The 13,361-nt window shown below is 68.2% G+C and carries 15 protein-coding genes and 1 tRNA gene; 7 read left to right on the top strand and 9 right to left on the bottom strand.

The window, feature by feature from the left end; translation table 11 throughout:
• Window positions 1–41: 41 nt before the first annotated feature.
• The gene (locus DEQ92_RS09965; protein ID WP_004975010.1) at window positions 42–674 is read right to left on the bottom strand and encodes a TVP38/TMEM64 family protein; all 633 of its coding nucleotides are present in this window, start codon (window positions 672–674) and stop codon (window positions 42–44) included.
• A gap of 90 nt (window positions 675–764) precedes the next feature.
• Between DEQ92_RS09965 and DEQ92_RS09960 the strand changes: the two genes are divergently transcribed.
• Window positions 765–1,136 carry a DUF5830 family protein gene (locus DEQ92_RS09960; RefSeq protein WP_004975009.1) on the top strand — a complete coding sequence of 124 codons (372 nt, stop codon included), beginning with the start codon at window positions 765–767 and terminating at the stop codon, window positions 1,134–1,136.
• A 35-nt stretch (window positions 1,137–1,171) separates the two neighbouring features.
• On the opposite strand, the gene DEQ92_RS09955 is transcribed toward DEQ92_RS09960, so the two are convergent.
• A complete protein-coding gene (locus tag DEQ92_RS09955; RefSeq protein ID WP_115805071.1) occupies window positions 1,172–2,290 on the bottom strand; it encodes a hypothetical protein in 1,119 nt (372 codons plus the stop codon).
• A gap of 128 nt (window positions 2,291–2,418) precedes the next feature.
• Here DEQ92_RS09955 and DEQ92_RS09950 point away from each other — a divergent pair.
• Window positions 2,419–2,567, top strand: a tRNA-Met gene (locus DEQ92_RS09950).
• A 126-nt stretch (window positions 2,568–2,693) separates the two neighbouring features.
• Here the strand turns inward: DEQ92_RS09950 and DEQ92_RS09945 are convergent.
• The gene (locus DEQ92_RS09945) at window positions 2,694–3,755 is read right to left on the bottom strand and encodes a CNNM domain-containing protein (protein ID WP_004975005.1); all 1,062 of its coding nucleotides are present in this window, start codon (window positions 3,753–3,755) and stop codon (window positions 2,694–2,696) included.
• 164 nt (window positions 3,756–3,919) lie between these two features.
• On the opposite strand from DEQ92_RS09945, the gene DEQ92_RS09940 reads away from it, so the two are divergent.
• Window positions 3,920–4,393, top strand: a complete 474-nt coding sequence (locus tag DEQ92_RS09940; protein ID WP_004975004.1) for an Lrp/AsnC family transcriptional regulator — start codon at window positions 3,920–3,922, stop codon at window positions 4,391–4,393.
• A gap of 487 nt (window positions 4,394–4,880) precedes the next feature.
• Here the strand turns inward: DEQ92_RS09940 and DEQ92_RS09935 are convergent, their stop codons facing one another.
• The 3 genes from DEQ92_RS09935 to DEQ92_RS09925 form a co-directional block, all read right to left on the bottom strand.
• A complete protein-coding gene (locus DEQ92_RS09935; RefSeq protein ID WP_115820717.1) occupies window positions 4,881–5,663 on the bottom strand; it encodes a spondin domain-containing protein in 783 nt (260 codons plus the stop codon).
• 152 nt (window positions 5,664–5,815) lie between these two features.
• Window positions 5,816–6,112: a hypothetical protein gene (locus DEQ92_RS09930; RefSeq protein WP_049905074.1), complete on the bottom strand. Its 297-nt coding sequence runs from the start codon at window positions 6,110–6,112 to the stop codon at window positions 5,816–5,818.
• 2 nt (window positions 6,113–6,114) lie between these two features.
• The gene (locus tag DEQ92_RS09925; protein ID WP_004975000.1) at window positions 6,115–6,390 is read right to left on the bottom strand and encodes a winged helix-turn-helix domain-containing protein; all 276 of its coding nucleotides are present in this window, start codon (window positions 6,388–6,390) and stop codon (window positions 6,115–6,117) included.
• 285 nt (window positions 6,391–6,675) lie between these two features.
• Here DEQ92_RS09925 and DEQ92_RS23845 point away from each other — a divergent pair, with 285 nt between their 5' ends.
• The 4 genes from DEQ92_RS23845 (at window position 6,676) to DEQ92_RS09910 (ending at window position 9,938) form a co-directional block, all read left to right on the top strand.
• Window positions 6,676–6,828, top strand: a complete 153-nt coding sequence (locus tag DEQ92_RS23845; protein ID WP_004974999.1) for an HVO_2523 family zinc finger protein — start codon at window positions 6,676–6,678, stop codon at window positions 6,826–6,828.
• 168 nt (window positions 6,829–6,996) lie between these two features.
• Complete coding sequence (locus DEQ92_RS09920; protein ID WP_115805069.1) at window positions 6,997–8,016, top strand: phytoene/squalene synthase family protein; 1,020 nt, start codon at window positions 6,997–6,999, stop codon at window positions 8,014–8,016.
• Between the two features lie 59 nt (window positions 8,017–8,075).
• Window positions 8,076–8,819, top strand: a complete 744-nt coding sequence (locus DEQ92_RS09915; protein WP_004974997.1) for a helix-turn-helix domain-containing protein — start codon at window positions 8,076–8,078, stop codon at window positions 8,817–8,819.
• Window positions 8,820–8,990: 171 nt separating this feature from the next.
• Window positions 8,991–9,938: a DMT family transporter gene (locus DEQ92_RS09910; protein ID WP_004974989.1), complete on the top strand. Its 948-nt coding sequence runs from the start codon at window positions 8,991–8,993 to the stop codon at window positions 9,936–9,938.
• A 54-nt stretch (window positions 9,939–9,992) separates the two neighbouring features.
• On the opposite strand, the gene cruF is transcribed toward DEQ92_RS09910, so the two are convergent.
• From cruF to DEQ92_RS09895, 3 genes are read right to left on the bottom strand one after another with little or no spacing between them, the layout of a single operon-like run.
• Window positions 9,993–10,874 (bottom strand): bisanhydrobacterioruberin hydratase, encoded by an 882-nt coding sequence (gene cruF / locus DEQ92_RS09905; RefSeq protein WP_115820716.1) that lies wholly within the window; start codon window positions 10,872–10,874, stop codon window positions 9,993–9,995.
• A gap of 15 nt (window positions 10,875–10,889) precedes the next feature.
• Window positions 10,890–11,795 (bottom strand): prenyltransferase, encoded by a 906-nt coding sequence (locus DEQ92_RS09900; RefSeq protein WP_004974982.1) that lies wholly within the window; start codon window positions 11,793–11,795, stop codon window positions 10,890–10,892.
• On the bottom strand, window positions 11,792–13,294 hold the full coding sequence (locus DEQ92_RS09895) for an NAD(P)/FAD-dependent oxidoreductase (RefSeq protein WP_004974981.1): 1,503 nt from the start codon (window positions 13,292–13,294) through the stop codon (window positions 11,792–11,794). The genes DEQ92_RS09900 and DEQ92_RS09895 overlap by 4 nt, the downstream gene beginning before the upstream one ends.
• Window positions 13,295–13,361 lie beyond the last annotated feature (67 nt).

The following is a 13,361-nucleotide window of genomic DNA, read 5'->3' as shown; positions in this document are numbered from 1 at the left end:
CTCGCACGCTCTACGTACTCTCTGCCCTCTATTTTCGTCCCCTACGCGCCCGATTCTGCCCGGTAGCGACGGTACGCGGTCGGGACGAGCATCGACACGCCCGCGACCGCCGCGAGCACGACGAACTCCGGGCGGACGGCCGCGGCCAGCGACTCGGTCGTGAGCGTCTCGACCGACGCGCCGGCGATGACGCCCGCGACGGCCCACGGGAGTTCGCCGACGGCGGTTCCGAGCGCGAACGCGCCGAGCCGGACGTTGGCGACGCCCGCCGCCACCGACACCACGTCGGAGGGGATCGGCAGCAGGCGGCTCGCGGCGACGCCCCTGACGGACCCCGTCTGCTCGACGGTTCGCTCGCCGACCTCGGCCAGTCTGGTCGTCCCGCGGTAGCGCCGCGCGAAGAGGAACGGCGGGACGCTCGTGAGGACGATGAGCGCCAGCGCGAACGGCACGCCGACCGGGCCGAGGCCGTAGCCCACGACGAGCGCGAGGAGCGTCGTCGGCCACGCGAGAAGCGGGCGGACGAGCGCGAGCGCGCTCACGACGACGACGAGTCGGACGGGGTCGGCGGCGACCCACGCCGCGCGCGCGATGACGGCGTCTGGAGACGCGAACAGGAGACCGGCGACGACGGCCGCGAGCGCGAGGCCGGCGGCGAGACGCGGACGGGGCACGGAAGCTCTGGAGTCGGTCGTCGCGCCGCGACCAAACGCTTTGTGCTTCGGAGGGCTTTAGCCCGCCCCGGTTCGATTGGCTCCCGAACCGTGACCGAGCCCACACGCGACGAGCGCGTCGAACTCGCGCTCGACCTCCTCGCGCACCTCGAAGCCGACGAACTCTCCCTCGCCGAGGTCGTCGACCGCATCGAGACGGTCACCACGGACCCGACGCTCACGCGCGACATCCTCGATACCGCGGAGCTTCGGGGCATCATCGAGCGCGACGGCGGCCGCGTCCGTCACAACCGCGGCGGCACGTTCGTCAGATTCGAGAGTCAGGTCGTCCAGCGCGAGGGCGACTTCGACTGCCGCCGCTGCGGCGCGTCCATCTCCACCGGCCACTTCGTGCGGTTCGAGTCCGGCGAACTCGGGCCCTTCGGCTCGTCGTGTATCAGGAAAGTGCTCGGGCGGGAATAGGTGTCCGGGCGGTCGTCGTCGGGCGAACTCCGCGGTTACCGCCCGCGGCGGAGTTCTTCGATGAGCTGTTCGACCAGCTCCTGCTGGTGGCGAATCTGCTCGCTTTGGGCCTCGACGACCTCGCGGAGCGACTCGATTTCGTCTGCGAGTTCGGCGTAGTCGGCATCGACGGCACCGGAGCCCGCCGACTCGGACTCGGCGGCCGACTCGAAGCCGGAGCCCTCGAACCCGAGGTCCGCGGCGTCGGCGACGTTGCCCGACGCCGACTCGGTCGACGCCGCCTTGGCGGCCTGCTTCGCCTCCGCCACCGCGCCGGTCGCGGAGGGGGCTTCGACGGACTGCGTCCGGGTGGCCTGCTGGCTCGCCTCGGCGGCCGCGTCGCCCTCGGCGCGGGTGGCGTTCGCCGGTTCGTCGGACAGCTCACCGGGATTCGCGCTCAGCGGGTCGGGGCCCGCGCCGAAGTCGGTGTTGTCGCGGTCGGCGGCGTCGGCGGACTCGTCGTTCGCCCGCGCTTTCTCCATCTGGACGCGGAACTCCTCGAGACTGCCGACGCCGTGGTAGTCACACAGCGCACGTGCAAGTTTCTCGCGGACGAGCCGGGCCTCCTCGTTGGGAATCTTGAACCGCTCCTGGCGGCCGTCGACGGTGAGCACGACCGTCGTAGCGACGCTTCCGGACTCGAATTCGAGGTCGGTCACGTCGGCGTAGCGGTACGACTCGTAGTCTTCGTCCCAGACCGCGCTGCCGATGTGCCGGACGACGCGGGCGTCGGTGACGACGAACGTGAGTTCGCTGAAACGGAACGTCTGGACGACGCGCTCGCCTTCTTCGTCGGTCACGCCGGCGGCCGCGAGCACGCCCTCGACGATGGGTTGGAGCGCGTCGTCGAGCCGCTTCGAGGACATCGAGAACGTCTCGCTCCCGTCGAGACCGTAGTCGAGCGATAGCTTCGCTTTTCGTCGCCCTTCCTTGACGGACAGTCGCTCCGCGGCGTGCGAGAATTCGTCGACGGACTCGTCCGAGAGGAGGCCTTCGGCCCGATAGACGAGCGTCCGCGTCGGAGTCACAAACAGTTCGTCCTCGCCCCCGAGGTGGACGCGCGTCACCACGTCTTCCTCTCCGAGGACGGACTGGACGATCTCCGGTTGGCTCATGCGTGTGTGCACCCGGTGTTGGGACATAAATCCGCGGGTGATGACGCGAATCGAGTGGCGTGGTGACTCGCCCCGCGGTCGTCGGAGATGAGAAGCTTAAATACAACCAGCACACAACGGGAAGTTGAGCCCGGGTGGCTTAGCTGGACATAGCGCCGCACTCATAGGGTTTCACAATCGGTGCGGAACGCCTTGGAAGCCTCCGCCCCTCGCGAAGTCATGCCGGCTTCGCACCTGGGACATGCGGAGATCGTGGGTTCGGAGCCCACCCCGGGCATTCTTCGATTCGTCACGCACGCAGAGCCGTCCGTGGGTCGTCACGGCCGCGCCCGTTTTCCGCGAAACCACGTCGCTGTGAGCGACGGCCAATCACCGAAAAAAGCCGAAAACGTCGTCTGCGACGCTAGTCGAGCGGGTCGTCGAGTTCGCCCATGACGGCTTCGAGAGCGTCGGTCGCGGTGAGGAGGCCGACGACCTCGCCGTCCCGAAGGACGAGCGCGAGTTCCTGGTCTTCCGCTTGGAACTGGTCGAACGCGTCGCTGGCGTTCGTGTCGGCGGCGAGCGTCATCGGCGGCGCGGCGATTTCGTCGAACGAGCGCTCGCCGGCGCGGAGCGCCTCGAAGTTGTCGATGATGGAGGGCGCGTAGACGACGCCGCGGAAGTCGGTGAGCGACTCGCCGACGAGCGGGAACCGGGTGTGGGGCGTGTTCCGAATCCGGTCGAAGTTCTCGCCGGGCGTCGCCGCCGTCGAGAGCGAGACGATGTCGTCTGTCGGAATCATGATTTCGCTGATGGAGAGTTCGTCCGCGTCCAGCGCGCTGAGCACCTCGTCGCGGCGCTCCTCGGTGAGTTCGCCCTCCTGAAGCAGCGAGTTCAGACGCTCGCGGAGTTGGCCGCGGGACTCGATGACGTCGGTTTCGGTTTCGAGCCACGCGCCCGACATCTCGATGCCGAAGAGCTTGAGCGTCCACTTGGCGACCCAGTCGCCGAACTTGATGACGGGCGAGATGGCGACGTAGAACCAGTGCAGCGGCGCCGCCCCGTAGCGACAGACCATCCGGGAGCGCTCGACGCCGAGGTACGTCGGCGTCTGCTCGCCGTGGGTGAGGTGGAGGAGGTTGATGATCAGGTAGGCGAGGAGCGCGCCGGCGCCGATGGTCGCGAGCGTCGTGCCGGCGAACAGCGGCTCGAGTAGCGGTTCGAACAGCGCCGCCAGCGCGGGCTCGGCGACGATACCCACGGCGATGCTCGACGCCGTGATTCCGACTTGGCAGGTCGTGAGATACAGTTCGAGCTCCTGGGTCATCTCCCAGGCCCGTTCGAGTCGGGAGTCGCCGTCGACGAACTCGGACTCGGTGAACTGGCGGGCGCGCGTCAGCGCGAACTCGATGGCCACGAAGAAACCGTTCGTGAGGATGAGCAACGCCCCCGCGACGAGGCGTATACCGATCTCTGTTGGGTTCATCTGTGTCGGTGTCCCCTTCGTTCGCGTTCGACCCGTTAGAAAGCATCGGCCGTCCGGACGTATATGTAGTGTATTGTCGGGAGTCGCGTATTATTCAATTTGAACTAAGCTTCTGACAACGATGCCGGGAGGGTTAATGTCGCGGGCGACAGACGACCGGACGAATGACGAGTCGAGAACTCGACGCGCTGGACAGGAAGATACTGTACACGTTGCAGTCGGAGGCGCGCCGCACGTCGTCGACCGACATCGCCGACAAACTCGACGCCTCGGCGAGCACCGTCCGAAACCGTATCCAGCGACTCGAAGCCGACGGAGTGGTCCGCGGCTACCACGCCGACGTGGACTACGAGCGCGCGGGGTACCAACTGTACACGCTCATCGTCTGTACGGCCCCGATTCCGGAGCGCGAGGAGTTGGCCGAGGCCGCCGCCGCGGTCCCCGGCGTCGTCGAGGTACAGGAGGTGATGACCGGCGAGCGAAACGTCATGGTCCGAGCCATCGGCGTCGACGGCGACGACCTCAGTCGAATCGGCGAGGAGTTAGACGAACTGGGGCTTCGCGTCTCCGACGAGGACCTGATTCGGAACACCCACCGCCGGCCGTACGCGAAGTTCGGCGACGGGGGCGACGAGTGACTCGGCCGAGAGTCGACGCGCGAGGCGCCGCCGCTCGGAACCGACACCGGTGACAGTTCGGTAGGTGAACCGATCCCACGGGGCGTGAAACGCCGTCTCAGTGCCGAATTCGACTCCGTCGATGTCCGATGGCCCGGCCCTCGAACCACCGGTACAGCTTTGACAGGTGATAACGAACTGGTAATCGCCGTTGTCAGAGACCCTCCCGTTCGCGTCGGTCTCTCGCCGACCGGATGCCCCCCACCACCACCACCATCACCACCAGAGCGGTTCAACGCGCTCCGACAACGGGTAGACGCAGCTGCAACAGCATCGCGCGGTCGGGCCTCCCTGCACTCGCCGCGTGGTACGCTACGTGGTTTCACCGAACGACCGCCCCCGGTCGTTCGCTTCCGACGGCGTCCACGCCTCGGGTTTTGTTCTCCGACGACGCCGATTCCCGCGAGCGACGGCGTTTCAACGGTCGGGAAGTCAGGTCGCGGCCGACTCAGTCGAGTCGCTCGACCTGAACCAGCGCGACGGGGTCGTCCCAGCCGTAGACGGCGGGGTCGAGGTCGCCGTCGCCGACGATACCCGCGTGCGGCGCGATGACGCCGTCCTCGGCGAGGTCGGGGTCGCTCATGCCGGTTCCGTCGGTCCCGGAGTCGATGCCGTAGAGGGCCTGTGCAGGGGGGACCATGTCGCCGTACGCCTCGGTGTTGACCTCGGTTCCGGCGTCGTAGCTGGCCGCGAAGTACGACCGCGACTCGTTGACCCGCTCCGGGAGCGGGACGGTGTCGAGGCCGGCGAACCCGTCGTTCGTGCCGATGAGCATGCTGACGAACGAGAGGTACGCGCCGCTGGCGTCGGTCTCCAGTTCGAGCGTCGCGGCCGCGGGAAACATCTCGCTCGCCGGGAGTTCGTCTGGGACGAGCGGCGCGTCGCCGACCGCGACGCCGCGAACGTCGTCGGTTTCCTCGGCCAGTTCACCAAGCGGGCCGAGGTTCCCGTTCTCGGCGAGTTCCCTGATGGCGTCGCTCGCCGGATCGCCGACGGCGAACAGTTCCACGCCGGCGCGGTGGGCGACCACCGCGGGCGGGGTGAGCGGCTGTCCCGTCGTCAGGTTCGCCACGGTCACGCGGTAGGTTCGCGCGGACTGGCTGTTTCCGTTTCCGGCCGATTGGCCCGGCAGGCTCGCACTACCCAAACAGCCGGCGAGGGCGGCCAGCACGCCCGCGCCGGTCAGTCCGAGCACGGTTCGTCGCGTCGTCGGAGTCGTCGTGTCCGTCATTGGTCTCACGTGTGGTCGATGCCACGACAACGAAGACGCGAGACCGGCTAAAGGCGGTTTTTCGAGATTCGGGGTGACTCCGTGACGAATCGGGGTCGACTCTGTACCAAATTCGGACCGGGCGGGGGCCGAAGGTCGAGACCGCCGGGCGCTCACCGGACCGTCACGTAGGTCAGGAACGCCAGCGCGACGAGTTGGAGGCCGCGGAGGACCAACACGGCCTGCTGGACGTGGGGGTCCCCGGAGTAGAGGCTCTGCATGGTGAAAAAGAAGTAGAGCGCGACGGCGTTCTCGACGAGCATGACGACGGCGAACGCGAGCAGGCCGAGGACGAGCGAGGTGCGGAACGTCCGGTAGTTGCGAATCCACACGGCGGTCAGCGCCGCGAGGAAGACGATGTTCGCGCCCGAGAGGGCGCTGGCCGCCATGATTTGGGTGTCCATTGCCATGGTCATTCGAGGTGTGTCGTGATTTCTTCGAAAGTGTCGCGGTACCGTTCGAACTGGTCGGTGAGGAAGTACAGCCGTCCGTACTTGTCGCCGCCGGCCTCGACGACCCCGTGGGATTCGAGGGCGTCGAGGTGGTGTCTGACGGTCTTGTAGCCCACGTCGAGCTCGTCGGCGAGGCGGTTCGCGTTCTGCGGGCGCTCCGAGAGGGCGCGGATGATGCGGACGCGGTTCTCACCGCCGCGAGTCGCCGTGAGCAGATACCAAAGCGCCTTCTCCATCGACTGTTCGTTTAGTTGATTGGTCGAGCGCGGTAATATTCTCGCGGGTGCCGTTCGACGCGACGAGTTCGACTCGGCGACGACCGTACATGAGCGTTGTTCCAGTTCCGTACCAAATTCGGGTGGAGTCTCCGGACGCGTCGAGTCGGTCGGTGCCGCCGCCCCGACGGCGCTCGCCGGTGTCCGAGACGGAATCGACTCGGCCTCACCGGCGGACCGACTCGAACCGGCAGGGCTCCCCGACGGCAGTAAGGGATATGTCGGTCGCGTCCTACGAAAACTCGTATGGACGACGACACCGGACGGAACGCGTGTGCCATCGAGTCCCCGAAGGGACGGCCCTGTCCCTTCTGCGGCACGTCGATGGACCACCGCCACTGCAAGTACGTCTGCCCGGAACACGGGGTCGTCTACGACTGCAGCGACACGTTCTGGTAACGAAACCTGACAGGAGACGCCCGCGCTGGTACCACTGCGAAGTCGGCGGGTTCGCGGGTTGATTTCACGACAGCACGAAGCGTTATGTCGGCGGAGACCTAACGAATGACTGTCCTCCCCGGTCAGCTCAGTTGGTCCCGAGACGGATGCGGCCACGTACACGAAACGATGCTCAACGAATCACAGGTCGAGGCGGGAAAAGACATCCAACAGCGGACGGGAAAGACGTTTTACTTCGCGACGCGCCTCCTCCCGGAGCGCGTCAGACACGCCACGTACGTGCTGTACGCGTTCTTTCGGGTCGCCGACGAGGTCGTCGACGCCGAGGAGACCGCGCCGCCGGCACAACAGCGCGAGCGTCTCGAACGCCTCCGCGCCGAGGCGCTCGGCGAGGTCGAGACCGACGACCCCGTCCTGTCGGCGTTCGCCGAACTCAGAGAGCGCTACGGTATCGACCCCGACGACGTGAACGTCTTCATCGACGCGATGGAGTCGGACATCGAGAAGGACCGCTACGAGACCTACGACGAACTTGAGACGTACATGGACGGGTCGGCCTCCGCGGTCGGTCGGATGATGACCGACGTCATGCGTCCCGACGACCCCGAGGCGGCGCTCCCGCACGCGACGGCGCTGGGACAGGCGTTCCAGATGTCGAACTTCCTGCGCGACGTGGGCGAAGACGTGGTCGAGCGCGACCGGGTGTACCTCCCGCGGACGACACTGGACCGCCACGGCGTCGACGCCGAGCAGATACTCGCCCTCGAGTTCGACGAGCGCGTCGCCGACGTGATGCGCGACGAACTCCGCCGAACGGAGTCGCTGTACCGCGACGGCGTCGCCGGCATCGAGTACCTCCCGGCGGACTGCCAGTTCCCGGTACTCCTCTCGGCGGTGCTGTACGCCGACCACCACCGTTCGATTCGGAACCTCGGCTACGACACGCTCGCGACGACACCCGAACTGAGCTTCGGGCGGAAGCTCACGCTCCTCGCGAAGACCGCGGCGTACTGGGCCGTCTGGCGCGACCCCGTGGCCGTGTTCAAGGCCGTCAGCGTCGTCCCGTACCCGGACGACGACGACCTCGACGCGGATTTCGGCCCCGGTTCGACGCGGGCCACCCGCCCCCGACGCAGCGGGCGCGTCTCCGGCTGGCTCCGGTCGCTGAACCGCTGGGGCTCGGACTGAGCGACGCGCGATTTTTCCGCGACTGAAAGATTTAGTGGGCGGCCGAGAGAGCCCTCGGCATGCATCGCGTCACCCTCGACACCCGGTTAGACGACTGTCCGCTGGGACGGGTGACCGCCGCGCACGACGTGACGCTGACCACGCCGTACTGGAATCTCTCGCCCGAAACCGGCCAGTGCGACCTCTGGGTCGAAGCCTCGTCGCCGGGGCGGTCGCAGTTGGAGGCCGGCATCCGCGCGCTCAGAGACGCCGACGGCGTGCGCCGCTTCGAACTGAAGTGGAAGCGCGGGTCGCACGCGACGGCCCACGTCGTGCTCGAAGAGACCGTCGCCATCGAGACGGTCATGGCCAACGGCGGCGCTGTCATCGCTCCGTTCCGCGACAGGGACGGCTGGGAACGGTGGCACCTCGGGTTCGCCGAGCCGGATGCCGCGGCGGCCACCCTCGACTCGCTCGACCGCCGCTACGAACTCACCGTCGTCGAGCAGACGCCGCTCACGGACTCGGGTGCGGCCGCCGTCTTCCGGAACTTCCACGAGGCCGCGACGCTCCTCGACGGCTGTGAGCGACTCACCGAGACGGAAGCGCGGGTGCTCCGAACCGCGGTCGAACACGGCTACTACGAGACGCCGCGGGGCGAGTCGCTCGCCTCCCTCGGCGACCGCTGTGGCGTCTCCGACGTCGCCATCTCGAAGACGCTCCGCCGCGCGGAGCGAAAGCTCCTCGGGGCCGCCGTCTCCGCGCTCGCCGGTCTCGACGCCGACCGCGACCCGCCGACCGGGCGGCCCGGCGACGGGGGTTAGCATCCTAACCCTCCGGTTCTCCCGGCTCGCGGGCGTAGGTCACGGTGATGAGCGCACACGCCGACGCATCGCTCTCGACCGCCGACGAGCCGAGATCGATTCTCGACACGCCACCGCGAACCGCTGACTCGACCGCGCCCGCGACCCCGGGGGTCCCCGATCAGCCGCCCCATGGTCGGTGACCAACTCCTCCCCGGTCGGTACCGAAACGCCGTCCTGTTCGTTATTTTGGCGGCGCTGTGGGGCGGGACGTACCCCGCGGTGACGCTCGGGCTGGGGTCGTTCCCGCCGATTCTGTACGCCGCGTTCCGACTCGACATCGGGGCGGCGCTCCTGTTGCCGTACGCGGCGTGGCGCACCGACTACTGGCGGCCCCGCACGCGAGGCGACTGGGCGGCCGTCTCGGTCGCCGGTCTCCTGACGCTCGCGGGCTACGGGGTCCTCCAGAACGTCGGCCAGCAGACCGTCCCGAGCGCGGTCGCGTCGGTGCTGGCGGGGCTGATTCCGATACTGACCGTCGGCTTCGCGAAGCTGTTTCTCCCCGACGAGCGGTTCGGCCCGGTCGAACTGCTCGGCGTCGTCGTCGGCTTCCTCGGCTTAGTCGTCATCACCGACCCGGACCCGTCGAACCTCCTCGGGGCGAACGCCGCGGGGCAGGTGATACTGGTGCTCGCCGCGGCGTCCTTCGCGCTCGGCGGCGTACTCGCCCAGCGAATCGAGACCGAGATGCCGTTCGCCGCCCAGACCGCGTGGGCGATGGTCGTCGGGGCCGCCGCGACCCATCTCGCGAGCGCGGCGAGTCCGACGGAGTCGCTGGCGGGGGTCGATGTGTCGGTCGCCGGCGTCGTCGGCCTCGTCTACCTCGGCGTCTTCGCGAGCGCGGTCAGTTACCTGCTGTACTTCTCGCTTCTCCCCCGACTCGGCTCGGTCGAGCTCAACCTCGTCACCTACGCCATCGCCGGCTTCGGGACGGTGTACAGTTGGCTTCTGTTCACGGAGCCCGTCACCGCGGCCACGCTCGTCGGCTTCGGGTTCATCCTCCTCGGCTTCGGCCTGCTCAAGTGGAAACGGCTCGGAGCCGCCTATCGGGGCCGGCGTCGCGGCGTCGAATCCGACTGAGAGACAGCGCTGGGGTCGCGACAGACGGGCGCGAGCGCGAGCGAACCCCGCCGCTCAGGAGCGCCACGGCAGCCGCCGCGGAAGCCGCAGAAGCCGCGAGTCGAACCGGTCCGTCTTGAGCAGTCCGACGCCGAACAGCGCCGCGACCGCGACGGGAATCCAGTTGCCGAACCACGCGTTGATGCCGCCCCAGAGGATGACGAAGCTCACCAGGTCGTCGAGCATGAACTCCGTGCGGTCGAGCCGCGCGAGGAGCGCCTCGCGGTCGAACGACCAGTCGAGCGCGACGACGGCGACGGTCGCGCTGACGACCCAACCGGCGTAGTTCGAAAGCGGGACGCCGTAGAACAGCACCGCGTCGTCGGCGAGGCGGTAGTACTCCCAGAAGCCGAGCGCGACCGCGCCGGGGTCGAGCACCACGTCCATGGCGAGGACGGCCGCGATGACGACGCCGAGGCGGACGGCCCCGTTGCGGGCGCGGTCGCCCAGCAGGAGCAGACACAGCAGGTAGGCGTTCATCACGAGCGGGATGAAAAACACCGGCAAGCCGATCGGAACGCCGGCGACCGTCGGCCCGAGGTCGACGCCGTAGTGGAACCAGCCGTACGGCCAGCCCGTGGTGACGCCGGTGTACTCGATGGCGTAGGCGTACGCGGTGAGCGTGCCGACGCCGAGGGCGGCCCGCCGGGTCACGAGCGGGAGGACGCCCACGATGAGCGGCGAGCGCATCACGAACGTCCCGAGGAGGATGAGAAACGCGTTGAACGCCAGCGGGTCGGGGAGCCAGCCCATCGCGCTGGCGACGAGGAGCACCGCGCCGTTCAGCGGGAAGAACACCGAGATGGTAAAGCGGTTGTCGCGCACGAGTCGGTCGAGCGCCGCCTCCGCTTCACCGCGGGGAGACGGCAGCCGCGCTCGCAGGTCGCTCGCGCTCACGGCCGCACCTCCGGTTCACCCATTGACGAGCCTCCAGAGAGCCCCGAGGGTGATGAGCATGCCGACGACGGTGTTGATGACGGGGTACCACCAGTACGCCCGGTCCACGTCGACGCCGGAGGTGGCGATGCCGAGGACGACGACCGGATAGGCCGCCAAGAGCGCGCCGAGTCGGAGGTCGACCGCGGCGAAGGCGACGGCGGCGAGACCCCACGTCGCGGCGCAGTACCAGTAGGTCCGGCGCTCGCCGAGGGCCGTCGCGGTCGTTCGAATGCCGGCCTCGCGGTCGGGCTCGATGTCGGGAATCGCGGAGAACGTGTGCATCCCCATCGTCCAGAGCCACGCGCCCGCGACGGCGAGCATCGGGGGGTTCGACCCCGAAACGGCCGCGTAGGCGGCGACGCCCGGCAGGACGTACAGGCCGTTCGAGACCGAGTCGAGAAGCGGCGTCGTCTTGAACCGAAACGGCGGCGCGCTGTACTCGACAGCGAGGAAGAAGTGCGCGGCGAGCCACGGCCACGCCACCCGCGGAACGACGGCGAACAGGCCGACGCCGAGCAGGCCGCTCGCGGCGACGACGGCGGTGTTGACGGGGTCGCCGCGCCAGCGGGCCTCGCGGTCGTCCTTCTTCGGGTTCGCCTCGTCCACGTCGGCGTCGAACACGTCGTTGACGCCGTAGAGAAAGACGTTCGCGGGGACGAGGAAGTACGCGAACAGGGCGACCGGTTCGAGGCCGAACAGGTCGGCGGGGGCGCTCGCGGCGGCCGCCACGCCGACGACGACGGGGCCGGCGAGGTAGAGCCAGAAGCGGGGCCGCGAGAGGACCGCGAGGTAGACGAGCCGGTCTCGGAGACCGCCGTCTGCTCCCCCGTCGTCGCCGCCTTCGCCGGACTCGGTCTGTGCGGCCATGTCGGCGCTCATCTCGCGTCGTCGGCCATCTCCTCGGCGGTGAGTTGACCGCTGATGAGGCACATCGGGACGCCGATGCCCGGCGTGGTAAACGAGCCGGTGAAGTAGAGGCCGTCGACCGCCTCGGAGCCGTGGGGCGGGCGGAGGAGCGCCGTCTGGAACAGCGTGTGCGCGAGGCCGAGGGCGGTGCCCTGCGTGCTGTTGTAGCGCTCCTTGAAGTCGTTCACGCAGAACGACTCCTCGACGACGATTCTGTCGCGGAGGTCGACGCCGGTGTTGTCGGCGATGTCGGCGAGGACGAGGTCGCGGTAGCTCTCGCGGAGTTCCGGCGTGTCCTCCAGCCCGGCCGCGATGGGGACGAGCGCGAACAGGTTGCTGTGGCCCTCCGGAGCGACCGTGTCGTCGGTCTTCGAGGGGACACAGAGGTAGTACGCGGGGTCGTCGGGCCACGCGGGGTCTTCGAATATCGTCTCGAAGTGGTCGTCCCAGTCGGTGGGTAACACGAGCGTGTGGTGGGCGAGTTCGTCCACGTCGCCCTCGACGCCGAGGTAGAGCAGGAACGCCGAGGGGGCGTAGGTCCGAGAGTCCCAGTAGTCGGCGTCGTACTGGCGCTTCTTCTCGGGGAGGAGCTCCTGTTCGGTGTGGGCGTAGTCGGCGTCGGAGACGACCTGGTCGCAGAGGAACTCGCGGCCGTCTTCGGTGCGGACGGCGAACCCGCCGCGGCGACCCGCGATTTCGGCCACGGGGGAGTCGGTGTGGAACTCGACGCCCAGCTCCTCGGCGAGGTCGACGATGGCGTCGACGACGCCCGCGAGACCGCCGTCGGGGTAGTAGACGCCCATGTTGAAGTCCACGTGGCTCATCAGGTTGTAGAGCGCCGGGGTGTTGTTCGGCGCGCCGCCGAGGAACACCAGCGTGTACTGCATTATCTGCTGGAGCTTCGGGTGGTCGAAGTACTTCTCGACGTGGTCCTGCATCGAGCCGACGAGCGACAGCCCCCACGAGTACCGGAACACGTCGAGGTCGATGTAGTCGGTTAGCTCCGGGCGGTCGGTGTAGACGAAGTGCTCCATCCCGATGCGGTAGTTCCGCTCGGCCTTCCGGAGGTAGTCGTCGAGCCTGTCGCCCGCGCCGGGCTCGTAGGACTCGAAGGTGGCCTTGTTGGCCGCGACGTCGGGAAGCATGTCCACCCGGTCGCCGTCCTTGAAGAAGATGCGGTAGTGCGGGTCGAGTCGGGTCAGCCCGTAGTAGTCCTCGGGCCGCTTGCCGAAGTAGGCGAAGAAGCGCTCGAACACGTCGGGCATGAGATACCACGACGGCCCCATATCGAACCGGAAACCGTCGCGTTCGAGCGTGCTGGCTCGGCCGCCGAGCTGTTCGTTCTTCTCCAACAGCGTCACGTCGGCACCGGCGTCCGCGAGGTAGCACGCCGTCGAGAGGCCGCCGAACCCGCCGCCGACGACGACGACGGACTCGCCGGCGAGGGAGTCGAGAGCCGAGACAGAATTCATGTCCGTTCGTAAGGACGTAGAGGACATAAATCGACTGACCGAATCGACCGCCGTCGGGGGGTAGCTT

It is taken from the genome of Haloferax sp. Atlit-6N (genome assembly GCF_003383195.1).
GTDB classification, from domain to species: domain Archaea; phylum Halobacteriota; class Halobacteria; order Halobacteriales; family Haloferacaceae; genus Haloferax; species Haloferax gibbonsii.
This window is presented reverse-complemented; position numbering and strand designations above follow the sequence as displayed.